Origin of the sequence: Desulfosarcina variabilis str. Montpellier, from assembly GCF_048565275.1 — a bacterium.
GTDB lineage: Bacteria > Desulfobacterota > Desulfobacteria > Desulfobacterales > Desulfosarcinaceae > Desulfosarcina > Desulfosarcina variabilis.
The window spans coordinates 2,060,959-2,087,810 of sequence record NZ_CP159846.1 but is presented as its reverse complement, the minus strand read 5'-3'; the positions used below and the strand labels follow the sequence as shown (position 1 = coordinate 2,087,810).

The 26,852-nt window shown below is 53.4% G+C and carries 22 protein-coding genes; 10 read left to right on the top strand and 12 right to left on the bottom strand.

Annotated features, from left to right (window positions below; translation table 11 throughout):
- Positions 1-14: 14 nt before the first annotated feature.
- The gene (locus tag Dvar_RS09345) at positions 15-2,090 is read right to left on the bottom strand and encodes a transglycosylase SLT domain-containing protein (protein WP_419661416.1); all 2,076 of its coding nucleotides are present in this window, start codon (positions 2,088-2,090) and stop codon (positions 15-17) included.
- A gap of 268 nt (positions 2,091-2,358) precedes the next feature.
- On the opposite strand from Dvar_RS09345, the gene Dvar_RS09340 reads away from it, so the two are divergent.
- From Dvar_RS09340 to Dvar_RS09330, 3 genes are all read left to right on the top strand, one after another.
- Positions 2,359-3,114, top strand: a complete 756-nt coding sequence (locus Dvar_RS09340; RefSeq protein ID WP_419661415.1) for a phytochelatin synthase family protein — start codon at positions 2,359-2,361, stop codon at positions 3,112-3,114.
- Positions 3,115-3,280: 166 nt separating this feature from the next.
- Positions 3,281-4,360, top strand: coding sequence for an MBL fold metallo-hydrolase (locus Dvar_RS09335; protein WP_419661414.1), 1,080 nt, complete (start codon positions 3,281-3,283; stop codon positions 4,358-4,360).
- 233 nt (positions 4,361-4,593) lie between these two features.
- The gene (locus tag Dvar_RS09330; protein ID WP_419661413.1) at positions 4,594-5,835 is read left to right on the top strand and encodes an MFS transporter; all 1,242 of its coding nucleotides are present in this window, start codon (positions 4,594-4,596) and stop codon (positions 5,833-5,835) included.
- A gap of 46 nt (positions 5,836-5,881) precedes the next feature.
- On the opposite strand, the gene Dvar_RS09325 is transcribed toward Dvar_RS09330, so the two are convergent.
- From Dvar_RS09325 to Dvar_RS09310, 4 genes are all read right to left on the bottom strand, one after another.
- Positions 5,882-6,373: a DUF1566 domain-containing protein gene (locus Dvar_RS09325; protein WP_419661412.1), complete on the bottom strand. Its 492-nt coding sequence runs from the start codon at positions 6,371-6,373 to the stop codon at positions 5,882-5,884.
- Positions 6,374-6,413: 40 nt separating this feature from the next.
- Entirely contained in the window at positions 6,414-6,905 is a 492-nt protein-coding gene (locus tag Dvar_RS09320) for a universal stress protein (protein ID WP_419661411.1), read from the bottom strand.
- A gap of 62 nt (positions 6,906-6,967) precedes the next feature.
- Positions 6,968-9,037 (bottom strand): TRAP transporter permease, encoded by a 2,070-nt coding sequence (locus Dvar_RS09315; protein ID WP_419661410.1) that lies wholly within the window; start codon positions 9,035-9,037, stop codon positions 6,968-6,970.
- Between the two features lie 268 nt (positions 9,038-9,305).
- Positions 9,306-10,277 (bottom strand): TAXI family TRAP transporter solute-binding subunit, encoded by a 972-nt coding sequence (locus Dvar_RS09310; RefSeq protein WP_419661409.1) that lies wholly within the window; start codon positions 10,275-10,277, stop codon positions 9,306-9,308.
- A 371-nt stretch (positions 10,278-10,648) separates the two neighbouring features.
- Here Dvar_RS09310 and Dvar_RS09305 point away from each other — a divergent pair, with 371 nt between their 5' ends.
- Positions 10,649-11,509: a glycosyltransferase family 2 protein gene (locus Dvar_RS09305; RefSeq protein WP_419661408.1), complete on the top strand. Its 861-nt coding sequence runs from the start codon at positions 10,649-10,651 to the stop codon at positions 11,507-11,509.
- A gap of 47 nt (positions 11,510-11,556) precedes the next feature.
- Here Dvar_RS09305 and Dvar_RS09300 read toward each other — a convergent pair whose 3' ends face one another.
- The 3 genes from Dvar_RS09300 to Dvar_RS09290 all read right to left on the bottom strand — a co-directional run bounded on the left by Dvar_RS09300 (position 11,557) and on the right by Dvar_RS09290 (position 15,629).
- Positions 11,557-13,905, bottom strand: coding sequence for an ATP-binding protein (locus tag Dvar_RS09300; protein WP_419661407.1), 2,349 nt, complete (start codon positions 13,903-13,905; stop codon positions 11,557-11,559).
- A 3-nt stretch (positions 13,906-13,908) separates the two neighbouring features.
- Positions 13,909-14,925 carry an ABC transporter substrate-binding protein gene (locus Dvar_RS09295; RefSeq protein ID WP_419661406.1) on the bottom strand — a complete coding sequence of 339 codons (1,017 nt, stop codon included), beginning with the start codon at positions 14,923-14,925 and terminating at the stop codon, positions 13,909-13,911.
- Between the two features lie 155 nt (positions 14,926-15,080).
- The gene (locus Dvar_RS09290) at positions 15,081-15,629 is read right to left on the bottom strand and encodes a hypothetical protein (RefSeq protein ID WP_419661405.1); all 549 of its coding nucleotides are present in this window, start codon (positions 15,627-15,629) and stop codon (positions 15,081-15,083) included.
- Between the two features lie 79 nt (positions 15,630-15,708).
- Between Dvar_RS09290 and Dvar_RS09285 the strand changes: the two genes are divergently transcribed.
- Positions 15,709-18,795, top strand: a complete 3,087-nt coding sequence (locus Dvar_RS09285) for a PAS domain S-box protein (protein ID WP_419661404.1) — start codon at positions 15,709-15,711, stop codon at positions 18,793-18,795.
- A 212-nt stretch (positions 18,796-19,007) separates the two neighbouring features.
- Here the strand turns inward: Dvar_RS09285 and Dvar_RS09280 are convergent, their stop codons facing one another.
- The 4 genes from Dvar_RS09280 to Dvar_RS09265 all read right to left on the bottom strand — a co-directional run bounded on the left by Dvar_RS09280 (position 19,008) and on the right by Dvar_RS09265 (position 23,391).
- Positions 19,008-19,223 carry a hypothetical protein gene (locus Dvar_RS09280; RefSeq protein WP_419661403.1) on the bottom strand — a complete coding sequence of 72 codons (216 nt, stop codon included), beginning with the start codon at positions 19,221-19,223 and terminating at the stop codon, positions 19,008-19,010.
- A gap of 461 nt (positions 19,224-19,684) precedes the next feature.
- Positions 19,685-21,289 carry a cation:proton antiporter gene (locus tag Dvar_RS09275; protein ID WP_419661402.1) on the bottom strand — a complete coding sequence of 535 codons (1,605 nt, stop codon included), beginning with the start codon at positions 21,287-21,289 and terminating at the stop codon, positions 19,685-19,687.
- Positions 21,290-21,301: 12 nt separating this feature from the next.
- Positions 21,302-22,735 carry an alpha/beta hydrolase gene (locus tag Dvar_RS09270; RefSeq protein WP_419661401.1) on the bottom strand — a complete coding sequence of 478 codons (1,434 nt, stop codon included), beginning with the start codon at positions 22,733-22,735 and terminating at the stop codon, positions 21,302-21,304.
- Between the two features lie 188 nt (positions 22,736-22,923).
- Positions 22,924-23,391 carry a hypothetical protein gene (locus tag Dvar_RS09265; RefSeq protein ID WP_419661400.1) on the bottom strand — a complete coding sequence of 156 codons (468 nt, stop codon included), beginning with the start codon at positions 23,389-23,391 and terminating at the stop codon, positions 22,924-22,926.
- Here Dvar_RS09265 and Dvar_RS09260 point away from each other — a divergent pair.
- The 5 genes from Dvar_RS09260 (at position 23,381) to Dvar_RS09240 (ending at position 26,829) form a co-directional block, all read left to right on the top strand.
- A complete protein-coding gene (locus tag Dvar_RS09260) occupies positions 23,381-24,442 on the top strand; it encodes a TolC family protein (RefSeq protein WP_419661399.1) in 1,062 nt (353 codons plus the stop codon). The genes Dvar_RS09265 and Dvar_RS09260 overlap by 11 nt on opposite strands.
- Positions 24,443-24,445: 3 nt before the next feature.
- Entirely contained in the window at positions 24,446-25,519 is a 1,074-nt protein-coding gene (locus tag Dvar_RS09255; RefSeq protein ID WP_419661398.1) for an efflux RND transporter periplasmic adaptor subunit, read from the top strand.
- 20 nt (positions 25,520-25,539) lie between these two features.
- Positions 25,540-25,842: a hypothetical protein gene (locus tag Dvar_RS09250; protein ID WP_419661397.1), complete on the top strand. Its 303-nt coding sequence runs from the start codon at positions 25,540-25,542 to the stop codon at positions 25,840-25,842.
- Positions 25,772-26,518 carry a L,D-transpeptidase family protein gene (locus tag Dvar_RS09245; protein ID WP_419661396.1) on the top strand — a complete coding sequence of 249 codons (747 nt, stop codon included), beginning with the start codon at positions 25,772-25,774 and terminating at the stop codon, positions 26,516-26,518. The genes Dvar_RS09250 and Dvar_RS09245 overlap by 71 nt, the downstream gene beginning before the upstream one ends.
- 83 nt (positions 26,519-26,601) lie before the next feature.
- Positions 26,602-26,829 (top strand): hypothetical protein, encoded by a 228-nt coding sequence (locus tag Dvar_RS09240; RefSeq protein WP_419661395.1) that lies wholly within the window; start codon positions 26,602-26,604, stop codon positions 26,827-26,829.
- Positions 26,830-26,852: the final 23 nt, after the last annotated feature.

Below are 26,852 nucleotides of genomic sequence, written 5' to 3'. Positions count from 1 at the left end.
CGGGTTGAAAGCTGTCAAACATCCGGTGAGGCGGTTTGCTCAAAGCTAATCGACGACTCGGACGGGATGCGTTGGATCGCAGGAATGATCAGGGGCTGGTTGGCCCGCAAGGCCAACAGGTTGATATCCTTATTGTAGTGGCGTAACAGCCATAGGGGCAGATCAAATTTATCGCGGCATAAAGTCCAATAACTATCGCCGGGCTTGACGCGATATTGCTGCAATTCCTCCACACGGTGGGCCGCGAAGAATTCCTTTTGCAGATTTTCATGAAACGACAGGCGACGCGCTTCAAAAACCGTTGCCGTCACATTGTCCAGGGGGATTTGGATGGCTTGATGCAGCCGCAGCGGTTTGCCGTAGGGAATGTTGTTCAGATGACGAATCCGCGAGGTGCGTACCCCTGCCCACTCGGCATAATGACCGATGGTTTCTTCAACGTCCACATTGATGACCCCTAACGGTTGCCGCTGCGTTTGCTCAACACGTGTAAAAGCGAAATCGACGTCGACAACCGCGGGTTTGGCGTCACGGCCGACTCTGGCCTCAACCGTCAGCGGGCGCTGATCTTGAACGTCCGTAACGTTCGCCTTGGCAAGCAGGACGGCTGACGCTGACCCCGGGTGCCGGTCGCCGGCAGCACGATTTTCCATGGAAGGCGTTGCAAGCGTCGGTTCTGCGTTTGGCAACGCATCTGCAACCGCAAGTGAAACCTCTACTGGCACGTTTCCAGTTGTTGATTCGGTTGTTTTTTTGGCAACCGCCACCCCGGTCCGGGGAATCCGCAGCCGCTGCCGCAAATAAACGGTGGCCCGGTGATTCAGGTTGTTGGCCAGGACCAGGTCTTCAACACGGACATGGTGCATGCGGGCAATTTTGCCGGCGGTGTCACCACGCTGAACCGTGTAGAAACGACTCGGCTTTTGTGCGCGCTGGTAAATATCCGGCAAAAGAGTGGCAAGGCTGACTCCACCGTCAAATTCAGCCATGTCCGGCAGGTTAAGCCGGTAATCTTTGGGAATCAATTTCTGGCCATTGAACACCGGTGGTCGCAAAGCAGGGTTCATCGCGCGTATGATCGCCGGATCAAAACCGAGATGGCGACAAAGCGCTTTATAATCCAAAAATCCTTCCAGACGGATTGAATGGCGGGATACAGGGTCATCCAGGTCCAATTCACCAAAATAACGCTGGTGATCCGAGGCGATTTTACGGGCGGCCAGAAATTCCGAATAGAAATTACGCGAGGCAAACTTGAAGGTGCGCCCATTGTATTCACTGAAAATGTTGGGGTAATCACCATGCATCGCCTTGGCCCGTTGCATACCGGCGGCACCATGATTATACGCGGTGATGGCCAGGGGCCAACTCCCCAGCTTTTCATAATTTTCCTTGAGCAGTTGCGCGGCCGCATGGGTGGCAGCGATGGGATCCCGCCGCTCGTCCACAACCAGGTTGACGGTTAAAAAGCGTTTGCCCGTGGACCGGGTAAACTGCCACATTCCCGCAGCACCAAATTTACTATAAGCACTTGTATCAAATGAGGATTCTACATGAGGAAGGTAAGCCAGCGCTTCAGGCACGCCATAGGAAGTCAAAATGCTGCGAATCTGATCGATATATTCCCCGGACCGAACCAGACCATCCCTGAAACGATCTGCCTGCCCAAGTTGACAACGCACTTGATGACTGGCTTGCCGAAACACCGCGGCATCTGCACTGTCACCAAACAAAGCCGCCACGCGCTGGGAATCGGGATCTTGGGGTGATGGATCCGATGCCAGATCGCGCAGAATCTGCCAGTATTTTTTACTGGCCGCTTTCATACGTTTTCGATTTGCTTTTCGGGCGCCCGGCGCCTTAGCCGGCACAAGATCAATCACATCGTAGACAATATCCAGATCCACACTGTCATGAATCACCACCTGGGTGGTGGGATAGCGGGTGTAGATATTTATCCAGAAAGATACATTGGGTTTAACCTCCGTATATTCGGGAAACAGCGTTTGATCGGCATACCCAGATGCGGACAGTCCCAAAAATAAAGTGCAAACAACGGCGATACAGGCAAGGAAACGCTTGTCAGCCATGGTTAAACTCCATTATGTTTCATTGATTCGGTCTCAACTAAAAAAGGGTCAATTTGATTATTCTGTTAGGCGAACACGGTTTGTGGTTGCGCCTTGTTGGATGTTAATGCAATACAAGTACCAAATTAATGACAACATCGTAATCGTTGGTATTGTTATCAGCATCAGGCCGAATATCTTGAATGGATCCAATCAATGCGCATCTTTTTGAGACTCCGTCCGGCAGACATGAATGAGTGTCCGTCCAGAAATAAATAAGGAAAGCGCCATGAACCTGCTACGCAACCTAATCCGCCCCTACTTGGCTGCCCGCTACACCTTCCATCGAATCACCGGCACGGGTGCTTTTGCACGGAACCGGACACGGTACATGGATGCCTCCCGGCAGAGCCACTGGAATGCGCTGAAACAAGCCATTTGGAAATACCACGTCAAGCAATTTCATGAATCATCGTGCTCCGTAGCCAGTGTGGTCTCATGTATCAACGCCCTTCGCGCGCTGAGAAATGGCGACATCACCCCCATCAGCCAGCACGACATTCTTGACCGGATATCCACCGGCCACTGGAAAGCGCGCATGAGCAAAGGCGGATATCATGGCCGCCGCGGGCTGCCCTTGCCCTTGTTGGGCCAGGTGGTCAAGGACAGTATCGCTGCCTATGGCCTGGCGGTTCGAGCCGTAGCGGTCGTACCGACCCCCGTCAAAACCTTTGGCGATGCGTCCATCCACACCACCCTGAAAGCGCGTCTGAAAGCATTTGACCAGAAGGGGGATGGGTTGATCATCGCCCACTTTGACCAGGGCGCGTTCATCCCCACGCTGAATATTCCCCACATATCACCGGTGGGCGCCTATGATGCGGCCTCCGGCCAAGTGACCCTGTTGGATGTGGATCCCGATGAAAAACGCCCTTATCAGGTCAGTTATGAGACCTTTTATACCGGGCTGTCATCGAACTACCATCATATGTTTACCGCGTTCGGCTACAACGGCGGTGGGTACGTTTATATTCAAGTATACTGACACCCGCACCCGGGCATGTCACATACGGTCGTGATGGTTGCAGGTTTTGCTGAAGATGGTTATCGTTGGAAAATACTTTTTGCGACACCGCATCAGGAAGGAGAGGCCATTCAACCCCATCGTGACAAAAGAAGAACTGAATCAAGAGATTAGCAGGAGACGTTTTATGGGCAGACTGACAGCGGTATTCAAGGTCATGTTGGCGGCCCAGTTTTTTCCCCGTATGGTCCAGTCGGCTGTAGCCGGCCATCAAGGCCCTGCTCCGCTTCATTATCGGCCGCTTGACGGGCGCGATCTGCGACAAATCGCAGCCCGCAAGCTTCACCATGGGAAAAAGACGTTTATCAATCCCATGGGAATGCCACGTAACAAGCGTTTCTGGCAGGTGCTGTCCTGGAAGCTGTTTCACACCAACGCCTATGCTGACTTTTTGGATGACCAGCCCGTTACACCGGTTGCCATCGATTGGGAATCAGTCATGTCCCATCGTGGCGTGTCTGTAACTTTTATCAAACATTCTACACTTTTAATAAAAGATGTAAACCGTATTTTACTTGTTGATCCGGTTTTTGACGATATTTTCTGGTTCATCGAAGATTTCTCACCGCTTACTTTTGATCTGGAAAAGATGCCTCAACCGGATCATGTGCTGATCACTCATGGCCATTACGATCATCTTGATGAAGCGTCCCTTAAACGGCTGGACCCCAAGACGCATGTGATCACACCGCTTGGCTACGACAGTGAATTCAACGATATGGGGATGTCCCATCGCACGCAACTGGACTGGTACAGCACCTGGAGCGACGGTAGCTGTGAAATAACCCTATTGCCCGCCAATCACTGGACCATGAGAAACCCCATTGTCGGGCCCAACCGCAGCCTGTGGGGCGGTTACCTGATCAAAACTGCCGGCGGCCCGGTGATATATATTTCTGGTGATAGTGCCTACTTCGATGGATTCGAGCAGCTGGGCAACGATTACGACATTGATCTGGCCATTTTCAACACAGGGGCGTATGCGCCGCGCTGGTTTATGGCCCCCAGCCATATGAACCCCACGGAAACGATTCAGGCCTTTGAGGAGATTCAGGCCAGGCAGCTGATGATTGCTCACTGGGGAACATTCCGCTTGGGCGATGAACCGGTCCACTTTCCCCCTAAGGATCTAAAACACGCACTCGGTGAAAAACGGTTGCTATCGCGTTGGATTGATCTTCACCATGGGCAGACGTATTTCTTCTGATAGGTTTGCATGCGTTTATATCATTCATTGCTGTTTCCTTTCGCTTAAGCCGACGTTCTTCAATCCTTAACCTATTCATTTAGTTTACAAATAAAAAAATAGCGATACCGGGCAGCCATGGGTAAAAAAAACCGATTGCATATTTTTTAAAATTCTGCTTTTTTCGGGCGCTTTTTGGTCGATATAGCGGCTGGCGAAATGATATCGATCGTTATGTAAAGGAGACAACGCCCATGGCCACCACCATCGGGGCATTTGGCGCCCTGTTCGCGGCAACCTTCATTTTCCTGACCGGTAGCGGTTTGCTGAGTACGCTGCTGAGCACACGTATGGCCATGGAAGGATTTTCATCCACTACGGCCGGCATTGTTATGTCATGTTATTTCTCGGGCCTGCTGATCGGGTCTTTTGTTTGTCATCGACTGATCCAGCATGTCGGCCACATCCGGGCCTTCACGGTTTTCGCCGCCACGGCCACGGCCGTGATTCTGCTGCACGGCCTTTACCTGTCTGCCTGGTTCTGGGCGGTGTTACGATTTCTCAGCGGTATTGTTACCTTCGGTATGTTCATGGTGATCGAAAGCTGGCTGAATGAATGCACCGCATCGCACTTGCGCGGCCGGGTGTTCTCCATCTACATGACCCTCACCTATCTTGGCATCGGCATTGGGCAGCAATTGCTCAACATCGGCGACATTCGAAGCAACGAGCTGTTCATCCTGACCGGCGTTATTTTCTCACTTTGCATGGTGCCCGTATCGGCGACCGAGGGTGTGCATCCCAGTCTGCCGGAGACCAAGCCCTATCATTTCTTTGCCATCTTCCGTAAATCCCCACTGGGGATGTTGGGGTGCATGGCTGCCGGATTGAGCAACAGCGCCTTTTACGCATTAACGCCGGTGCTTTGCAACCGCATCGGCATGTCCCTGCACCAGTTGTCCTGGATCATGTCCATCACAGTTTTTTGCGGATTGGCTGCCCAATGGGTGGTGGGCTCAATCTCCGATCGGTTTGATCGGACCATGGTGCTTGGGGTCATTTCCACAGCCATTGCGATATTCAGCGCACTGATATTCATCAGCAGGCAGACCACGTTCGTGACCATATTTTTACAGATGGGGCTGTTCGGTATGATGATGTTTGCTGTTTACCCGGTATCCGTGGCCAGGGCCCATGATGTTTTCGGCGGACAGGATGCCGTGGCCGTCAGTGCCGGCCTTTTGTTCGCGTACAGCATCGGTGCCAGCTTGAGCCCGATTGCAGCCTCCACGATCATGACCCTGTCGGGAACACCGTTGGGACTGTTCGCCTTTTGGTGCCTGGTCAATGGCGGATTGGCCGTGGCCACCATCTATTTGAGAAAACGGGAAAAGATCGAGATTGTGCCGGTAGAAGATCAGGTGGCGTTTGTGCCCATGAAAAGCACCTCTCCCGTGGCCATGACCCTGGATCCACGAGCCGATTATGAGGAGTGACAGCAAGGAAATGGCAACCCATTTAGAAAACTTTTCAAGTAGTCTCTTAGCGGCCATCCAGATTGCGCACAGGCAGCGCCCGATACGCCCGATGATGGGCTTTGCGTACCGTGTAATGGTAGACATTGTCAAAGTTGAAAACCGTTGCCGTGGGCCCCAGTTGTCCGCTTTCTGACGTCCAGATCCAACCACAGCTCAAACGAATCTGTGGCACGATTTTGACCCACTGACCGCAGTCGGTTTCATAGCCTTTGCCTCCCTGAACCAGGCTTTGCAATTCGGAGAGGGTCGGCATGCGCCAGTTGTCGTACATGGTCGGCAGGGTATAGGGGAAGGTATAGCGCACCCATTTATCGGCCTGGTGCCAGTTGATGTCCCCATGGTTGTCGTGGGTGGCCCACATCAATCCCCGTTCATGGTCCGTTACCGTGCCGTCACCGTTGACCGTGAAACGATCCCCGGCAAACCCGGCATTCACCAGGGCCAAAACAATGATCATAACCATACCGATACCCACACCAACCCATTGTCGGGTCATTTTGGCTTCCTCCTATTGGCAGGATCTGAACGGGTGTACTCTAAAAACGAAAACGCTTTTTCAGTTTTTCGGCCTGCGCCGCATCGCGATAGGAAACAATAGTCACCGGACTGCGGCGAAACATCTTCTCAGCCACGGACCCCATTAAAATATGCTGCAAATCGGTTCTGCCCTTGGTGCCCATGACCACCATATCCACTGATTCGTCCATGGCGATCTTGATCAACTCATCTACGGGATTGCCCACGCGCAGAATCGTTTGAATGCGCGTCTTGGGAAATGTCGAATGGCGAAGAATGGCTTCGATCTCCTGCTGTCGGGCGTCCTTGATGCCGGCAACGTACTTGTCACCATCAACCGCATAGCCCATGTCGGCGACCTGTCGGACCGCATCAATGTCCCGCGAGTTGATGATGTTGACAATGATCAACTGCGCCTCAAGGCCTGTGGCCAGGGTTGCCGCAAAATCAAAAATACCCCGAGAATATTCGGTGGATGCCATGGCCACGAGAATCTTTTTTGTCTGGCCCATTATCCCTCCTTGGCAAAGGTTGAATGGCTCATCACGATGACAAACTAAGGATCGGAGATACGTCAGGCGCTTGCAGCCCCCGGCGCAGGTATGCGCGGCCGCTGCATCAGGTAGAGCAGCCCAAAAATGGCCATGCCGATGGCGTAAACCCAATAGCGCTGATCGTGGGGAATACCGGTCAGCGAGGCGATCAGATCAGGCCGCATCAGTATCAGGGTAACGCAAAGAAAAAGCGGGATTTCCCAGACCTTGTTCTTGGCCACAAACCACCCTTGGGTTGCCGATGCAAAGGCAAAATTACCAAAACAGGCCATGGCGAAAATGAGCAACCCCTGAGGCCAGTTGTTGACATTGTACAGAATCAGATCACTGTTGAAAATGAACATGAACGGTAAAATGGCGGTACGGATGTCGTACATGAACCCCTGCAGTCCGGTGGGGATGGGCGGTGATTTGGCAATGGCCGCCGCCGCATAGGCGGCCAGTCCCACTGGCGGGGTGTCATCAGCCAGGATGCCGAAATAAAAACAAAACAGGTGCGCGGACATGAGCGGCACGATAAAGTCGTTGAATCCGCCGATTTCCACAATGGCCGGCGCAGTAAGGGACGCCATGACGATATAGGTGGCCGTGGTGGGCAAGCCCATGCCGATGATCAGGCTGGTAACGGCGGTGATCACGAGCATCAGGAAAATGTTACCACCGGAAAGGGTGTCGATAATGGCGGTGATCAACTGGCCCAGCCCCAGGGCCACAACACCGACGATTATCCCGGCCGCCGCCGTGGCCAGGGCCACGGAAACCATATTACGCGCACCCGATGCCAGGGCGGAGAAAATATCCACCACACCAGCCTTGAACGCCGGGCCTAACGGCGTTTTGGCCATGTACGCCTTGACCGGGTGTTGAAACAGCATGATGATGGCCATGACCCAGATCGCGTTAAACGCGGCCAATTCCGGAGAATGGCGCACCACAATCAATTCATAGAGCAGCATCAAAATAGGCACCAGAAAGTGGGTGCCGCTGACCAGGGTTTTGAAAAAGGCCGGCAGTTCCGCCCGGGACATGCCCCGTAGCCCCAGTTTGGACGCCTCGATATGCGAAATGTAGAAAAGCGCCGCATAAGAGGCAAAGGCCGGTACGGCGGCGGCCTTGATCACCTCCACATAGGGCACGTTCACATACTCGGCAATGATAAAGGCTGCGGCGCCCATGATCGGCGGCGCCAGCTGTCCGTCGGTACTGGCCGCCACTTCCACGGCCGCCGCCTTGGTAGGCGGGTAGCCCACCTTTTTCATCAGCGGAATGGTAAAGGTGCCGGTGGTCACGATATTGGCAATGCTGGAGCCGGACACCAGGCCGGTCAATCCGCTGCCCATAATAGCCGCCTTGGCCGGCCCGCCTTTGAAGCCGCCCAGAAGGCTTAAAGCCAGACGGATGAAATACTGCCCGGCGCCGGCTTTGTCCAGCATGGCGCCGAAAAGCACGAAGAGAAAAACAATGGTTGCCGACACGTCCAGGGGGATGCCGTAAATGCCTTCGGTGGACATGGTCATCTGCCCCATGAAGCGATTCAGGGACACTCCCTTGAAGGCAATCAGATCTGGCATGTAGGGCCCCAGAAACGCGTAGAGGCAAAACGCAATGGCGATTACCGGCAGGGCCGGGCCGATCACCCGGCGAGCCGCCTCGAGCAGCAATATCACCAGGGCCGATCCCATGACCAGATCCCGCATGATGGGTGCGCCATAGCGCATTACCAGCCCATCGTAGTCCAGGGCAATGTAAAGGGCCGATACAGCGGCGATGACGCTGATGACCAGATCCAGTATGGGAATCCGGTCGGTGGCGGAAAAATAAGCGATACCGAATTTGGGGTGTTTGAAAAGAGGATAGTTAAGGTAGACGATCAGCAGGGCAAAGGCCAGATGAATGGAACGGATAAAGGTGGAATCGATGATCAGCCAGCTGGCGATGGAAAGTTGGAACAGACTCCAGCACACGGCAATGGAAGGGATCAGCCAGCGGGCCCAGCCTTTGGGCCGGCGCCCCATGCCCTCCTCTTCCTCGGCCATGCGTTTAGCGATTTCCAGTCCATCATCGTTCGGTTCAACGGCTTTTTCAATCATCGGTATCACCCATACTCACTTGTGAAACGGTTATTTCAACGCCATCCATGAATGAATGAGCTCCTGGCACCATCTTTTTTGGACAGGCACACGTTTCTATAGTGTTTAAGATAATGGTTTTGGCAAGGCCTTAAGGGAGGAAGCTGTATAATCAATACCGCGGCGACCGATAACGCAGTCCAATAACATTATCTTGAATGCTATACCACGAACAAACAGGTTGCACCGCCATCCCAATCTGCCGGCACAACCTGCCGTCAACGGATGATTACTTCAGGCCGACCTCTTTGAAATACTTCATAGCGCCCTCGTGAATGGGCGCGGACAGACCTTCCAGCATGCCTTCCTTGGTCAGCACGGCGTAGGCCGGATGCAGTTTTTTGAATTTATCGAAGTTGTCGAACACCTCCTTGGTAATGGCATACACCACGTCGGCGGGAACCTTGGCCGAAGTCACAAACGTGGCTTTCACACCAAAGGTGGGTACATCCTTGTCATTCTTGGCGCCCGGATATTGATCCACCGGCACGAAAGATTTGGCATAGTAGGGATACTTCTTGAGCAATGAATCCACATTGGAGATGGAAACAAAGCGCACCTTGGTGGCACCGGCGGTCGCCTCCTTGAACGCCCCACTGGGATGGCCAACGGTATAGAAGAATGCGTCGATACGGCCGTCCTGCAGCAATCCGGGTGCTTCCGCGGCTTTGACTTGCTCGGCGTTAATGTCCTTTTCCCAGTTGATTCCGTTGGTCTCGAGGGCATCAATAGAATTCTGGCGTTGACCGGACCCGGGGTTGCCGATATTGACCCGTTTGCCTGTGAGGTCCTTGATGTCCATGATACCGGAATCGACGGTGGCGCAAAGGGTCACGGACTCCGGATGGATACTGAACACCGCTCTTAAGTCCTTCTGCGGTTTACCTTCCCATTCAGCCATCCCCTTGATGGCCTGGTACTGGCGGTCAGACTGAACCACACCAAACTCCAGATCTCCCGACATCACGGCATTGACGTTGAACACCGACCCGCCGGTGGATTCGACGGTAGCCCGGATGCCATATGTTTTGCGCTTGGCATTGACCATTTTGGCAATGGCCCCACCGGTGGGATAGTAAACCCCGGTGATGCCCCCCGTACCGATGGTAACAAAAGTGGTTCTGGCCTGGACATCCACTGGAACAGTAGCAAAAGCAAGAGCCAGAGCAATAACAGTTGCCATCAAAGCGACTTTTTTCATAGGGATTCCTCCTGATCGGGTTTATAAAATAATAAACGGCAGTCATTAGCCGGTTTGCAGGCAAAGAAAATACCTTTTGCCTTTTTACTTCCCTTTTGGGGTTCGGTGGGAAAATCAAATAGATAATTTTTTAATGCTAAGGCAAAAACCCGCTTATGTCAACTTGGCCATAAGTGCCACAGCAATTGTAATTTTGGAGGAGTTCAGCGGGAATTTCATCGATCGATAGTAAAAAATGATGATCGATTACGATTACGTGCACGAGCACGAAAAACGCCAATGCTCGTCGTGCTCGTGTTTAAGAATCGTAATCGTAAAGCTCGGACATGGCCGGACTTGCGCCGCCTGAAAGCGGGCAGTATGGTAGTCCCATGAAAACCATTCAACCACCGTTAGTCAGTGTGATCATGCCCACTTTTAACCGGGCGTGGTCATTGAAAAAAGCCATTGATTCAGTGCTCTCCCAGGAATACGCGAATCTGGAAACCATCGTGGTCGACGATGGGTCCACCGACGACACGCCGGCCCTCTTGTCCTCCTACGGAACACGTATCCGGGTGATTCGCCAGGCCAATCAAGGGGTCAGTGCGGCACGCAACGCCGGTATTCGTGCGGCACAAGGCGAGTTGATCACCCTTTTGGATTCGGATGATGCCTGGTTGCCGGGCAAGGTACAGGCCCAGGTGGATTTTTTTGACGCCCATCCCGAGAACTTGATCTGCCAGACCGAAGAAATCTGGATTCGCCATGGCCGACGTGTCAACCCCAAGCGCCACCACAAAAAGCATCGAGGCATGATCTTTGAGCGCTGTCTGCCCCTTTGCCTGATCAGTCCCTCGGCGGTCATGATGCGCCGGAGGCTTTTGGACGAGGTGGGACTTTTCGACGAGCAGTTGCCGGCCTGTGAGGATTATGACCTGTGGTTGCGCATCACCTTTAAGTACCCGGTGGCGTTGATCGACGAGCCGCTGATCGTCAAACACGGCGGTCATGCCGATCAATTGTCGGCCATGCCGCAATTGGATCGATACCGCATCCAGGCAATCGTCAAAATCCTGCGTCAAGGCGTGTTGTCGGCCGATCAGACAGCAGCAGCGCTTGACGTCCTCACCCGCAAATGCGCCATCTACGCCACGGGCTGTCGCAAACGGGGCCGACTTGGCGAAGCCGCCTATTTTGACCGGCTGCCGGACGACTGGTCTTCTCAATCGATAGTGCCCGTCTGTGACTGACCCGCCTGATTAGGGTACAGGCAATTCAGCATTCATGATTCACCGGATCATCCGGCCATGGGCAGACGGATAAAAAAGGTGGTGCCCTTGCCGGGCGTGGAGGCTACGCTCATCTGCCCCTTGTGGTTATCGGTGATAATGAAGTAAGAAACCGACAATCCCAGACCGGTACCCACATCCACCGCTTTGGTGGTAAAGAAGGGTTCGAACACCCGTTTGCGCACGGCTTCATCCATGCCGGGGCCGTTGTCCTCAATCTCCAGGCAGACCATCTGAGAGCTCTCTTCCGCATATGCACGCAGAACAAACCGGGGTTTGCGGTCTTGATTGCTTTGCATGGCCTCGGCGCCGTTACGCAGGATATTGAGCAACACCTGCTGAATCTTGCCGCTTTCACAAGGAACAGGAGGAAGGTTGGGGGCATATGTTTTAACGATTTCGATCAATTTGAAATCATATTTCTTTTTCATATCGTAGTCGGCAGCCGCCAGTTCCAGGGTTTTGTCCATCAGATCAATCAGGTTCTGGGAGGATACCTGGGCGTCACTTTTACGGGCAAAACTGAGCATATTGGATACGATATTGGCCACCCGTTGACCCGATTCAAGGATCGTTTCGATCATGCCGTAGATCCCCCGCGCATCCATGAACGCACCGATGTCCTCCATGGAGATTCCTGCCGCTTCGGCAGCCTTGAGATTGGCCGGGATCCGGCTGTTTTTGTCCAGGCGATTGGCCATGACTCTTGTGGTCTGAATCATCCCGGCCAAAGGATTGTTGATTTCGTGGGCCATGCCCGCAGCCAGGCCGCCCACCGAAAGCATCTTCTCGCTTTGGATCATCATCTCTTCCATGCGCACCTGATCGGTGACGTCGTCGATTCGGATAACGGCCCCTTGTACATCATCGGCAATCAGGGGATAGATGGTCAGATCCTCGAAAACCAATTTGCCGTTTTCTCTCCGGCTGCGTTTGGCGTCGAACTGTTCCTCACGGTTTCGGATGGCCTGGCGAATCCGGTCCATTTCCGCTGAAAGCCACGGCACGGCCTGATCCAGAGGTTTTCCCACAGCCGTTTGGGCCGACAGCTTGGTAACTCTTTCAGCCTCGCTGTTCCAATGCGTAACAATACCTTGTTCGTCCACGCCCACCAGCATGGAAGGCATGGAGTTGATGATATTGCCAAGATAGTTGCGCAATTGCTGCAATTCCGACTCACGGGTTTTCAGTTCCGTGATGTCAATGACGGTCCCACTGATCGCAACCAGGTTACCGTCCGGGTCGTATTTCCCTTTGAATGTGGAATGATAGTACCCCGCGCTTTTGTCGGAACGCAGAAATTTCTGAACAAAGCTGCCTTTTTCCTTCAATTCAAGCGCACAGTGCATGACCTCTTCATGGCGTTTGTTGTATTCCGGCCAGGGTGACAAGCCCATGATGGAATCGACTCCTGGCGTAAACTCAGAAGGGGTCAAGCCATAGATGTTGTACACTTCCTCCGACCAGGTGACGTTGCCTGTTCTGACATCCAACTCCCAATACCCCAACCCGGCCAGTTTCTGGGCTTCGCCGAGACGCGCCTCGCTCTCCTGCAATGCTTTTTCAGCTTGCCGGCGTTCGAGGATCTCCTTGTTCAGATCAGCAATCTTGAGTTGAATGGCATCACGCATACTTGAAAACGCCCGGGCCAGAATCCCGACTTCGTCATTACCACGCGAATCAATGGGATAATCGAGATTTCCGGCTGCAATCTGTTTGGATGCTTCGGTAAGCCTGACGATCGGCCGGGTGAAACGGCGCACCACAACCGCCAGGATCAGCAGGACAATAACGGTTACACCGCTCATAATCCCAATCAATGTATTACGGAAAATGATCGCATCGCGATATTTGACGTCCAGGGGAACCGTATAAACAATCACCCAATTCCAGTCCTCGAATGTCCGGTAGCGGTACCATTGGGTCCGGCCCTGTTCAGTGGCCTCGAATTGTCCGGATCGGGTTGAAAGAATTTGTCGGGTTGCTGGCACCGATTTCAATGATCCATCGCCGGCAGGATAATAGGGGTGCATGACGATTTTACCATCGGTATCGAGAATGAACGGAAAAATGATTGGATCTGACAGCTTGTAATAGCTATTGCGAAGAATAGCCAGCGCCGAGGCCTTGAAATCGTCAAGATAGGCTTCCACGAGGACGGTTTTTTTCAAACGCTCATTCCGTCTGGAAAGAAAACCAACGATGGTATCGATCCGTTCCGAATACACGGCATCCTGGCTTTTGTCCAGAATCTGCTTGAGCTGGATATCGGCAAGCACCAGAACAACCACGGTGGTAACGAAAAAGGCACCGACAATAATGACCAGCAGCTTGACGGTGATCGTGTTGCGGTACATGGATTACTCACTTTCCGGCAGTTCTTCAACCAGTGTGGCGTACTCAATAAGCGACATGGGGAATTTAATACCCAGCCGAGCGGCTAGGTGCATGTTCAAATATATTCGCGATTCTTTGTTTCTTGTGATGGGGATGTCTGCTGGAGGCGTGCCCGACAGGATCTTTAGTGCTGTCTTGCCGGCCCACCAGCCCTGTTCCTCGGCGATAGAGGTACACGCCAACAGCACATATTGAATCGTGTTGTCAGCCGCACATCCTGAAGGAATTTTCGTATGGGTGCGGATAAATTCTATCGCCGCCTGCGGGTCCCATCCCGTGATGCCGATGGGATTCCGACAAATAAGAATATCCACCGCATCCTGAAGCCGCACATACTCCCGCTTCCACTCGTCGAATGTCGACACCAGCTTGCCTTCGCTGTAGTGGATTCCTAAAAGACGTTCATGATAGGGCAGGACCTTGCGGTTTGTATATTCATCCGCACCCAGATAACCAATCCGATCTCCCCTGGAATAGAGCTTTAACATACCAATGGTATCATTCATTGCCTCAACTTCCACCATCCCGGTCACATTGGCCACCGGAAATCCATACACCGAGGCATCCCAGTTCACCCCGCAGAACACAAAGGGAATCGCCGCGTTTTTAAAGTAAGGCACAATCAGATACTTGGAGGCATTGTCGTCGCTGGCCACCACAACATCGGGTTGCCATGTGTCGATGATCGTTTTGGCCGCAAGGGCGGCATTTTTTTTGAAGCGTTCGGAGGGATTGAGTTTGGTGTCCATCCTGACGATCTTGAGTTCAATCCCGCTGCGGGATATATCCAGGGTTCCATCGTCACGCATTTTAACGCCAAGGGCCTTGAAAAGTCCCTTTTCGATATCGTCGCTCCATTGGTAACCTTTGTGATAGGAATTGACATACAAAATTTTGGGCGCTTTGGCCAAGGTGAAAGAATGAAAAGCAACGCTGGATAGAAAAACAGAAAAGAAAAGAAAAAGAATGGCGGGTTTCAATCGACTATCCTCACAATTTCGTCGAATCATCAGGACCTTCAACTGATCCAGACTTCTCAAACAGACGCTTAAGAAAAGAATATTAACGAAAAAACGTTTCTGATTACTCTCCCAACGATAAATTGTGTCAATTTTAGGTCATACGGTCAACGTTATTATGCTTCGATGACTGCCCATAACATCCTTTTTTCCTGCGCCCTTAAATACAGCATCCCGCAACATGTGACGTTTTTTTTAAAACCGGTGCCCTTGTATGCCCATAAAAAAGCCCGCTGCATGCACAGGGCATACAGCGGGCTTTTTTGTGTGTGGGGCTCTAATAGAAGGTTGGAGTCATACAAACCGGCACTGTCATCCGCACAGTATTCTTCTCCGGCATAGGCGATTGAGCCGCCGAGGCCCAGGCTGAGCTGTTCGGTGATTCCATATTCCCAGCCAAGTTCCAGGGTGGAATAATAATCGTCGATATCAATGTTACCCCATACGTTAAAACCAAAACCGCCGGAAGCGACATCGACGCTGGGCGGGGCAACCATGCCATCGTTAAACGTCTGCCCTCTCCACACATAAGCTGAGTTTACATCCACTGCGGCGGTCACATCCTCGGCAATAACCGGTTGAACAGCACCCCCAATAGCGCAACAATCGCAACAATAACCAAAATGAATTTCATCGGTTGAGACGGTTGTTTTTCGACCCACCATGTAATATCATCTTTGGTAATTATCGGTTAGCTCAAGACAGTAGCCCTATTCCAATTTTGGGAGATACGGTGAAATGATCGTGGCTCAAATAAGACGTAAATGCGCGTTGGGCGTTTTTATGCTCACGATCGGGGTAAGCATCTTATTGGCAACCGGTACTGTTATTCGCGCAGCAGAAGAAATGCCGGCCCCGCGAAAAAAAAATTCCAAACAAGTGCTTATCATCAACTCGTATATCCCGGATATGCCTTGGCAGCAACGTGTCAACCAGTCCATTACCGCCACATTGAAGAATGATCCGCATCTTTCCATCGACATCCACACCGAATACACCGGCCTATCGGAAAACGTCGGAGCTGATTATGTGCAAAAGCTGATCGATCTTTATCGCTACAAATATGCCGGCCGTAAAATAGACCTGGTCATTTCCGTGGACATCGCTGCGACAAACCTGATGATCGTCCATGGAAAAACCCTCTTCCCGGGTGCAGCGTTGGCGTTTCTTTCCGGGAATGAAAACATCCGAAGCATCCCTTTAATGTCAAATATGACGGGTATCATCGCTGCCATCGATGTCAAAGGCACATTGGATATTGCCCTTAAACTGCATCCGGGGACACGGAACATTGCCATTATTTCAGGCAGTTCTGATACTGATCGCCAATATGGGGAAATCGCCTGGAATGTCTTGAAGGGCTACAAGGACCGGGTTAAGATCATCGATTTGACCGCTCTTGCGATGGATGCCCTTTTGCACCAGGCGTCCAGGCTGCCTGATCACACGGTTGCCCTGTACGTGCTGACGCTGATGGATGGTGCCGGGGAAGCATTCATCCCTAAAATGATCCTGCCCGAGCTTTCCCGCACGATCAATGCACCGATGTATGGTCTATGGGATGCGTTGCTGGGCAGCGGGATTGTTGGTGGGAATCTGTCCAGCGCGGAACTAGCCGGCATTCAGATTGCCGAGATGGGATTGCGCATCCTGAATGGCACGTCGCCAGCAACCATTCCCCTGGCCTCGGGTGCAACCGTGTATCTGTTCGACTGGCGTCAACTCGAGCGATGGCAGATTCGGGAGGCCGACCTACCGGCCGGCAGCATCGTACGCGAAAAAAAACTCTCGGTATGGAATCTTTACAAGTGGCAGATCATCGGGGTAACTGGCCTGGTGCTGATTGAAGGCCTTTTGCTCTTCATTCTGCTGATCCACCGTAACCGACGTCGCCACGCGGAACGGTCTCTTCAGCAAGCCCGTGATGAACTTAAGAGTATCCTGAGCAAAACACCGGACATCATCTACCGATTGGACCCCCAAGGCAATGTCACGTATATCAGTGATGCGGTCAAAAACTTTGGTTATCAACCGGATGATCTCATCGGCAAGCCGTTTACGGATTTTTTTCACCCCGACAATAATGCTCTGGCCGGCCATGGCCTGCGGGAACGGCGCACCGGTGAAAGAAGTACTCAGGCACTTGAAGTCCGATTCATGATCAGGCCTTCTGAAAAAGTGCAAAATTCATCCATGTTGATGGATTCGGGTTGGTCAACCTTCCTTGTTTCCAGTGACGGACTCTACGCGGATGATATTGTTTCGCCGGAGACCTACCAGGGGACCCAAGGCTTGGCCCATGATATCTCCCGGACCCGGCAGATCGAAACGCGCGTCGCCCAATTGGCCTCGGTGGTCGAACAGGCCGCCGAAGATGTTGTCATTCTCGATCCGGAGGGCGTTATTCAATACGTCAATCCGCGATTCGAGGAGGTCACGGGATATTCCCGCGCTGAAGTGATCGGCCAGACCCTGCGAATTCTAAAGAGCGACCGCCATGAAGCGGCGTTCTATGCCCAAATCCGACGGACGATTGAATCAGGCAAAATCTGGGAGGGGCGAATCTGGAACCGGACCAAAGATGGCCGGTTAATCCTGCAGGACGTGACGACAACACCCATATACGACCCGGCGGGCAAGCTAAGCGGTCATGCATCGGTTCGGCGGGATATCACCAAGCAAATGGAAATCGAAGAACAATTGCGCCAGTCTCAAAAAATGGAGGCCATCGGCAGACTGGCGGGCGGGATTGCCCACGATTTTAATAATATTTTATCGGCAATCATTGGCTATGCCGACTTGGCCTTGGCAGATGTGGCCGGCAACGAGGCCGGCAAGAAAAAAATCGGCCGCATCCTCGATGCCAGCTCCCGCGCGACCGAATTGATCAAACAGATTCTCTCTTTCAGCCGCAGCCAGGAAACCAACCCCAGACCGGTCAGCCCCCGTATTATTGTTAAAGAAGTACTCAAATTCATGCGAGCGTCACTGCCGGCAACGATTGAGATCAGGCAGGACCTGAATTCCCAAAACACGGTTTTAGCGGATCCGATCGGCATCCACCAGATTGTCATGAACTTATGCACCAATGCGGGCCATGCCATGAGCAAAGCCGGTGGTTTGCTTACGGTCAGCGTGGAAGATGTAACCCTGACAGAAAACGAGGTGGCCAACCATCCGGGCATGGCAGCCGGAAACTTTATAAAAATATCCGTGGCCGACACAGGGCACGGAATTTCACCAGATATTCAGAACAAAATATTCGATCCTTTTTTTACCACCAAAGCGCAGGGTGAAGGCACGGGAATGGGGCTTTCGACCGTGCATGGCACAGTCCGTAACCTGGGCGGTATGGTAATCGTAACCAGCCGTCCTGATGAGGGATCGGTATTTAGCGTTTTTCTCCCTATGATCAGCGAGCCGATTGAGGTTGTCGATCGCTTGGAACCGGACACGGCCCTTGGCGGTACAGAAAGGATCTTGTTTGTCGACGACGAATTGATCCAAGGGGAACTGGCCAGGGATGCCCTGGGGCCGCTGGGGTATCGGGTGAGGGTGTTTTCGGACAGCATCACCGCCTGGGAGCACTTTCAATCCCACGCGGATGAGTATGACATCGTGATTACCGATTTGACCATGCCTAAAATGACCGGCGATATACTGACCCGACATATTCACCGGCTGAGACCTCAGATACCGGTTATCATGTGCACCGGGTTCAGTGAAGCCGTGGATCAAAAACAGATCGAGGCCATGGGACTTCGTGCACTGCTGCACAAACCAATTATTGCCAGAGATCTAACCCGTGTTATTCGTGGCATCATGGATTGACCCATCAGGGGCCCTGGCGTGGCACCATAAAACGAGTAACTTGCGAAAGCCGGAAGACGCCAATGCCAGGGCATCAGGGTCGACACTGCAATTCAAGCGGCAGCCTTTCGTTGGACAACAATGGATCTGGTGTCCTCCGGCTTTCCCAGGATAATAAATCTTGCCAAACCAACCGTGGGCAGCGGTAAGCCGTCTATCCGTTCTTTTTATTTTTATTCCGCCTGATCGAGCAACTCGGCGATATCCATGCCCCAGTGGGGTTTCTTTTTAAAAAAGGTCATGCCAGGATTGATCCGATAGATCCCGTAGGAATTTTTGATGTCTGTATTTTTAATGCAAGTCCAGGAGCCGTCGGGGTTCTTCTTGAATTCTTTAGCCGAAACAAACGGCTTGTCTGGCAGATCAATTTTCGCCGTTGACTTATGCATGGCAAAACTCTCCTTTCCTTATTTGGTTTGTTTCCAATCCTTATTTGGTTTGTTTCCAAAGCAGTTTCAGCGGACGACACACAAATCAATATCCGCCACTTTAGGTGCCAGATTCGCCCACCATTATGCTTGAAAAGACATCAATTGGGCAAAACAAAATTCATTCAAGCAACGAGCGAACTTAACTGATCCGGGTTGTCTGACAGCGGTCAGCGGCTGAGATCGGATCGTTTTCAGTAATATGTTATTCAATAGGCAGTTGTCAAAATATTTTTTTCTGAATGGCGAACAAAATCTGTTCAACATGGAAAACTCGTGGTTTCCATAGAGATAAAAACAGCATCAAAAGCACTCCATTTGGCGCAAAAACGCTTAAAGAAATGCCGGGCGTCCATTTTCCTCTATCGTTGATAGATCAGGGTTTATTTGTATTTTTAACGCGGATTCACAGCTACGGGCAATCAGAAAGTCAGGCCGCTTTCCTGAAGCTGACAGTGATCCATGTGTTTGCAGACATAGTCGGCAAAACCGACACCGGCTTCTTGATACATCACGTAAGCTGCATCGATTCCGGCGCTTTTCAGCTCAGCAACCTCGTCTTCAAACCGCACGGAGGCGGCAATTTGTCCCCCGTAGCCGCGCGCCTTCAGCTGGCGGATGGCAAATGCGCTGGCCTTGGCATCCGGCAGGGTCAGCATGACCATACGGATCTCGGCAGCAGACGGGTTGATCCGTTCCCAGAAGTCGCTGTCCGAGGCGTCCCCCAAGGCCACCCGCCGTCCGTGTTGCAGATGGCTCTGCACGGTCTGCCTGGAAAAATCGATGCCGACCACCACGTCCCCATGGCGGCGTCGCATTTCATCATAGGCTGCCGTTCCAAGCCCGCCCAATCCAATGACGGCGATGGTGGCCCCATCCACGTTCAGTGGGGCTTCGTCGGGCAGACGCGTGCGGCTTTCAAAGCGCTTCAAGCCGGTGGACCACCGAGCGTAAAGGCCGTGGGCCATAGCGTTAGCCGGGGCGGCAAGGATGAATGTGAATGACAGGGCGATGGCCAGGACCACCAACCAGCTTTTGTCGAGCCACCCCTGGGCCACACCGATGGTACCGACAATCAGGCCGAACTCACTGTAATTGGCCAGACTCAGGGAGGCGAGCAAAGCGGTGCGCGCACGCAGTTTGAAACGGGTGAGGATACCGACAAACAATACTGCCTTGACGGGCATGACCAAGGCCAGCAAAAGCGCCACCCCCACGGCCGCCAACGTGGGCGAGGAAGAGATACCGATGCTGAGAAAAAAACCGACCAGAAAAAGGTCCTTGAATCCGAGCAGAGCGGCTGCCAGTTCATGGGCCTTGGGGTGGGTTGCCACCAGCATACCAAAGACCAGCGCCCCCAGGTCGCCTTTCAGTCCAACCAGTTCGAACCCGCCATAACCGGCGGCAGGCATCAGAATGCCGAACAGCATCAACAGCTCACCGTGGCCGCAACGCGACATGAACCGCAGCAGCAGCGGGCGGACCACAAAAAGCCCGGTGATCAGGGCTATGGCCCACGGGCTGGGTACCTTGCCGGATGAAACCGCCAGAAACACCACGGCAACGATGTCCTGCATGATCAAAATGCCGATGGCCGTGACAGCGTGGCGTGAAGCCATCTCTTTTTTGGCTTCAAACACCTTGACGGCAAAAACCGTACTGGAAAAGCTCAGGGCAAAAGCAATCAACAGTCGGTGAGCCCAGGTCAGACCGCTCAGCAAAGCCATACCGGCCAATCCGAGCAGACCGAGCCCGGCGCCAAACAGCGCGACGGTACAAAGCATATGCACCGTCGCACCGACCCATACCTCCGGGCTGGCCAGGTCCTTGAGCTTCAATTTCAAGCCGATCGTGAAGAGCAGCAGGGTAACGCCGGCATCGGCGATGGTCTGCAAATGTGCTCCCGCTTCGATCCCGAAACCATTGAGCACAAATCCGGCCACCAGATATCCCACCAACGGCGGCAGGCCCATGCGGCTCGCCATGGAACCGAGTACAAAAGCCGCCACAATCAACACAGGGTCCATATCCTCGTCCTCTTAAAGTCCTAAAAACCTTATCACCCGCTGACGCACATATGGATAGAAAGGGTTCCAACGCAGGCGCAATATCTCAGCGGCCGGAATCTGGATCACCCCCCGCTCACCACGCAACACGATCTTACTGAGCTGAATACCGGGATTCGGCCCGGTATGGGTGATCCCGTAAAGGGGGTCATCTTCAGGAAACGGCAACGCAATATGCGACAGCGAGTGGACGCTGTCAGGCCACGTTAAGTTTAATGGTTCAGCGAAATCGGCAGGCTTGTCTTTCTCAAAAGCGACGACACGAACGCGCCGGCTTGCGGGGTTCTCATTGGTCACCAGATGAAAAGAATAATTCATATTACCGTCGGCATGCAACGCCGCAATGCGCTCCAACGGATCGGTGGTCAATAGATTGTCAATGCCCGCATGAAGATTGAGATCAAAGACGACGATCTCATTCTCACCATGGGCCAACCGATTGTACAACCCGGTGAACACCGCCTGGGTCGACACCGTTGCATCAACAACCGATTGAAAGGTCAGCACCGGCGGAAAATCCTTCAGACGGCCGGACTGCTGCGCCGCATGGATACGGTTTTGGATGGTGACGGTGAGCTTGTAGACCTGATCGCCGGCGTTGATGGCAAAGGAGCTGTATTTAAAGCTGTTGTATTCCGGCTGAATGCTGTTCCAGGCCAGTTTTTCAAGCCCCAGCAGGCGCCCCAGGCGGGCCTGCCAGACCGACAGTGCGGCCAGACGGGGCACCCCAATGGCCGGTGAAACGAGGACGATCTTCTGGGCCGCTGGAAGTGCACGGTCTTCAAGCTGATCCAATGCGTAACCCACGGCAAGGCTGCCGCCGGTGGAATAGCCGACGATAACAAGCGGTTTATCCCCCAGCCGGTCACGCAAGTGCCGCATGGCCAACCGGACCGCCGCGGCCATGTCTTGCCACCTCAAGCGCACCAGGCCGGAAGGGATGGTGCCATGTCCGGGCAGCCGCAGTCCCACGACCCAGGCCCCCTTTTCGTTCAGATCCAGTCCCAACCGGCGCAGGCTGTAGGGCGCGTCGGACATGCCGTGCAGCAGCAACACACCTGCCGTGGGCGCTGGCGTGGTCAGCTCGAAGGTCCGGTTCCAGTTCTTCTCCCAGCGGCCCGGATCGGTCAGGCTGCCACGATGATAGCGGTTGATCGGCACACGGTCCGACGCCGGCAACCGCTCCAGTACCTGCCGGTTCAGTTGCGCAAACAGCCTTTCCTCCTGCGCCAGGTAGCCGTCAAAATCCGACACCGGTGAATCGGCAGTAAACTCGGCATCCAGATAGGCTTTGTGCCACAGCTTGAGATTCGGGCGGTTTTGCAGATGGATGATCACCACCAGTGCCAGTGTCACAACACCACCGAGCACCATGTAGAGCAGCGCCAACAGGCATTTTATGATCATGGCCAAGACTATCCTTCTTGATTTTATCGAAATAAGTGCAAGAATAAGATCACCATAGCAAAATCCGCCTGAAAACCGAAATGTTTTGATTGACGAAATAGGGCGAATTCGCGAAACTATATCGTGATTTCGCTCAACTCAATCTCGTCCATTCGGGCCTGCAATTTCTCTCTAACACTTGATATGACCTAAACTGAGCGCTTGTATAGTGTGCCGCCAGGCACACTGATCAGTTTAGTCGAGAAGATGGTGATAACATTGAATCGTTTTGCATGCAGCCCCCCCATCGTCTTGCTGTTGTTCCTGTCAACGCTGCTGTGCGCTGAATCGGTGGCCCAAACCGCGCCATCAAAAAAGGCCATATCAACAAACACCCTTAGCATCGGCATTCTTCTGGATGTGGGAAAAAAGCGACACTGGAATTCATCCGGCAGCTTGAAATCGAACTGACCAGCCTGCTTCAATCCCGCACCACCGTTTCCATCGACCCTGCCAACATGTTGCCCTGCGACTGGTCCGCCGACTGCATCGAGAAAAATTACCGGCATCTGGTAAACAATCCGGTGATCGATATCATTATCGGGCTGGGCCCACTGAGCAGTGCGCTGCTCGCCCGCCGGCCGGCACCCCAAGCCGGTCATTCTCGTGGGGGTCATCGACCCGGAGGTGCAGAAGATCCCGGTTACCGTTGAGGGCACATCCGGCGTTCACAATCTGACCTATGTCATGTTTCCCCAATCTCTGGAAGCAGAGCTTGAGACCTTTCACACACTATATCCGTACAAGCGCATCGCCCTAGTCAAAGACCGCCGGCTGATGGAACTTATCACCACCCAAAATCCCCTGGCCGCGCTTCTGGCGGAAAAGGGCATCACGGTGCGTTTCCTCTGGCTGGCCACCGAACAGCGCCTGAACCAGATCCTTTACCGGCCCATCGACGAAAAATTCTCGGTGGTCGACATCCGTTTGTCCGATCATCTGTTCGATCAATACCCAAGCGCCGATCTGCGCAAGCATGTGAGCAATCCGGCGGCCATGCGGCTGGCCACCGATTTTCTGGTCCAGGAGGCGACGGCCAGCCTTCCGGAAATCAAGGAGATCGACGAGGCCATCCAGGCCAACGAGCGGATCCTGGCCTCCTACCGGCGCAAACGCTACCTGCCCGATGTGGGGGCCAGCGCCCAGGCGGATCACATCTTCTCCCGCACCGGCGCCGGATCCGAGGTCGCCCTGCCGGACGAGGATTCATGGCAGGTGGCGGTAAACGCCAGCTGGTCCCTGTTTCCCGGGGGTGAGATCAGCGTCCGTGCCCGCCAGCTCAAGATCGATATTTCCCGGCTGAAAACCCAGCGGACCGATCTGATCCAGGGCCTGGAACTGACCCTTCGCAACAACGTTCTGGACATCGTGGCCAAGTCTTTCAACATCACCCTCTCAAAGCAGGCAGCCGAGGCCGGGGCCAAAAACTTCGACCTGGTGCAGGATGCCTATGAAAAAGGCCAGGTGTCCATTGTGCGGCTGTTGGACGCACAGAATGCGGCCCTCACTGCCCGGCTGGCCGCCGCCAATGCCGTCTACGAGTATTTCATCAGCTATCTGAACCTGGAGCGCTCCATCGGGCGATTCGTTCTTTTGGCACCCAAAGCGGATCAGGTCGATTTTTCAGGCCGTCTGATCAACTATCTGGACGATAAACGAAAGCGATAACCCATGACCATGAAACGATTTCTTGTCGCCGGGCTGACAGCCGCTGCCGTGCTGGCTGCTATCGGCTGCGGCGATACCACCAAGGAGACGGAGCCGATCATCCGGCCCGTATGCTTCCAGAAGGTCGAATCCTCGAGCGGCAAGCGGCTGAGAACCTTCTCCGGCGTATCCAAGGCCCAGACCGAAACCAACCTGAGTTTCCAGGTGGAGGGCATCGTCCAAACCATCGATGTGCGCGAAGGACAACCAATAAAAAAAGGGGACAGGATTGCCACCCTGGACACCATCGACATGACCCTCAAACTGGAGGAGCTCCGGGCCAGTATGGCCAATGCCCGCGTGCAGCAGGAAACCGCGCGGTCCAACCTCAACCGCGTCCGCGAGCTGTATAAGAACAACAACATCGCCCTGAGCGAGTATGAGGCGGCCAAAAACCAGTACGCCTCGGCCAGGGCCACCTACCAGTCCAAGCAAAAGCAGCTGGATCTGCAAAAACGGCAGCTCTCCTATGGCGTGCTGACGGCCCCGACCGACGGCCATGTGGCCGAGGTGCCGGTGGAGAAAAACGAAAATGCCTCGGCCGGCCAACTGGTGGCGTCGATCATCTCCGGCAGTCGCATGGAGGTGGAGGTGGGCATGCCCGGCACGCTGATCCACCACATTCAGCAGGGCATACAGGCATCCGTGCGCTTCGCCCATGACGATAAGACGTATACCGGTACGGTCACGCGGGTGTCGCAGGTCACCTCTGCCGCATCCACCTATCCTGTTTCGGTCCTCCTCGACGAGGAGAGCGACAAACTCCGTCCGGGCATGCCCGCCGAAGTGAGTTTCGCCTTTGGTGACCGTGGTGGTGCTGAAAACGGGAAAATTCTCGTACCGGCCTGCGCCGTGGCCGAGGACAGCCAGGGGCGCTTCGTCTACCTGCTGGAGATGGGGCCCGAGGACGGACTCGCCACCGCACATCGCCACCCGGTCGTCGTGGGCGAGCTGACCGGGGCCGGACTTGAAATACTGGACGGGCTAGAAGGCGGACAGTTCATCGTCATCTCCGGCATCTCCATGATCACCGAATAGATGAAAGTCCGGGTTTCCCAATGAATATTACGCATATCGCCATAAAGAACCGGACGCTGGTTTTTTCGATCCTGGTGATTCTCATCGGATTCGGCATCTCGGTTTTCAACACCATGACCAGGGACGACATGCCGCCCTTCTTGATTCGTTATCTGACCATCGTCTCCACCTTCCCCGGTGCCAGCCCCCAGCGCATGGAGATGCTGGTCTCGGACAAGATCCGCATCAATCTGGCAACGTGCCCGCTGGGTGATGCACCACCTTCCCTCAACTTTTTTGCTTGCCGACATCGCCAATTTCAGTGTAGTCCTGATCGAGGATGACCAGATAATCTGGCGCTCTCGGTCTCAGGTAGGGGACGCATACCGCAAAACGCCGGTATTCCAGGCCGGAATCCAGTATATGGAAATCAACCCCACATGGACCGTAACGCCGGGAATTCTCGATGCCACCGTGCTTCCCGGACTGAGAAAAGATCCCCATGCTAAGCGGATCAAAAGCTATTTCGTTTATGACCGCAATGGCAAAGTGGTTGAAAACCCTGAGGAGATTCCCTGGGATCGATATACGGGTACGAATCTGCCCTATCGACTGGTCCAGCAGCCTGGACCGTCCAATCCCATGGGCCAGATCAAATTCATCTTTCCCAATCCGGATTTCGTGTTTATCCACGATACGCCCAAGCGCGATTTTTTCGATCTGGAAAAAAGAGATTTAAGTGCCGGATGCATTCACTTCGAGAGGCCCTTTGGACTGGCGAAAATTCTCTTGCGCCTCGACGGCCAGGCGGGAACGGATCACCTCCAACAGATTTTAAATTCAGGTCGCACAGAGCGTATCCACCTGAAGAAACCATTTCCGGTCATCCTGTTTTATGGCACAGTGTCGGTGGATACAAAGGGTGTGGTTCACTTTCGTCCCGACATTTACGAACGGGACCCGGAACTGCTTGAAGCCCTTAACGCTTCTGCGGGATTGTGGAGCAAAGGCTTAAAATAATCGTCATTTTTTATTCCATTTGAAAAACCAGAACGATTCTGGTCTGAATGAAACAACAGATATGCAAGATAAAAGGAGGTACAATGGTCGAGTATAAAATGCTAAATGAGCTCAAGAATGCTTTCAAGACATTGATGACATTGGATACCATAACGGATGACAAGGAAGAGATGGAATTTCTAATTGAGGCTTGTGCCAGGTATGTCAGCACTCATCATTCCATGGAGGAAATCAAAGAGAAAATCGGAACCGTGGAAGGTTTAATGGCATTATTTAAGGAGTATTTGGATCATCTTCAATACCAAATGTAATTATTAATTATCAGGCACTCGCG

Bases quoted from the DNA above. Each gene is read 5' to 3' on its own strand.
- Dvar_RS09345 (WP_419661416.1), bottom strand. From the start codon at position 2,090: ATGGCTGACAAGCGTTTCCTTGCCTGTATCGCCGTTGTTTGCACTTTA.
- Dvar_RS09340 (WP_419661415.1), top strand. From the start codon at position 2,359: ATGAACCTGCTACGCAACCTAATCCGCCCCTACTTGGCTGCCCGCTAC.
- Dvar_RS09335 (WP_419661414.1), top strand. From the start codon at position 3,281: ATGGGCAGACTGACAGCGGTATTCAAGGTCATGTTGGCGGCCCAGTTT.
- Dvar_RS09330 (WP_419661413.1), top strand. From the start codon at position 4,594: ATGGCCACCACCATCGGGGCATTTGGCGCCCTGTTCGCGGCAACCTTC.
- Dvar_RS09325 (WP_419661412.1), bottom strand. From the start codon at position 6,373: ATGACCCGACAATGGGTTGGTGTGGGTATCGGTATGGTTATGATCATT.
- Dvar_RS09320 (WP_419661411.1), bottom strand. From the start codon at position 6,905: ATGGGCCAGACAAAAAAGATTCTCGTGGCCATGGCATCCACCGAATAT.
- Dvar_RS09315 (WP_419661410.1), bottom strand. From the start codon at position 9,037: ATGATTGAAAAAGCCGTTGAACCGAACGATGATGGACTGGAAATCGCT.
- Dvar_RS09310 (WP_419661409.1), bottom strand. From the start codon at position 10,277: ATGAAAAAAGTCGCTTTGATGGCAACTGTTATTGCTCTGGCTCTTGCT.
- Dvar_RS09305 (WP_419661408.1), top strand. From the start codon at position 10,649: ATGAAAACCATTCAACCACCGTTAGTCAGTGTGATCATGCCCACTTTT.
- Dvar_RS09300 (WP_419661407.1), bottom strand. From the start codon at position 13,905: ATGTACCGCAACACGATCACCGTCAAGCTGCTGGTCATTATTGTCGGT.
- Dvar_RS09290 (WP_419661405.1), bottom strand. From the start codon at position 15,629: ATGGTGGGTCGAAAAACAACCGTCTCAACCGATGAAATTCATTTTGGT.
- Dvar_RS09280 (WP_419661403.1), bottom strand. From the start codon at position 19,223: ATGCATAAGTCAACGGCGAAAATTGATCTGCCAGACAAGCCGTTTGTT.
- Dvar_RS09275 (WP_419661402.1), bottom strand. From the start codon at position 21,289: ATGGACCCTGTGTTGATTGTGGCGGCTTTTGTACTCGGTTCCATGGCG.
- Dvar_RS09270 (WP_419661401.1), bottom strand. From the start codon at position 22,735: ATGATCATAAAATGCCTGTTGGCGCTGCTCTACATGGTGCTCGGTGGT.
- Dvar_RS09265 (WP_419661400.1), bottom strand. From the start codon at position 23,391: ATGACCCCCACGAGAATGACCGGCTTGGGGTGCCGGCCGGCGGGCGAG.
- Dvar_RS09255 (WP_419661398.1), top strand. From the start codon at position 24,446: ATGACCATGAAACGATTTCTTGTCGCCGGGCTGACAGCCGCTGCCGTG.
- Dvar_RS09250 (WP_419661397.1), top strand. From the start codon at position 25,540: ATGAATATTACGCATATCGCCATAAAGAACCGGACGCTGGTTTTTTCG.
- Dvar_RS09245 (WP_419661396.1), top strand. From the start codon at position 25,772: ATGCACCACCTTCCCTCAACTTTTTTGCTTGCCGACATCGCCAATTTC.
- Dvar_RS09240 (WP_419661395.1), top strand. From the start codon at position 26,602: ATGGTCGAGTATAAAATGCTAAATGAGCTCAAGAATGCTTTCAAGACA.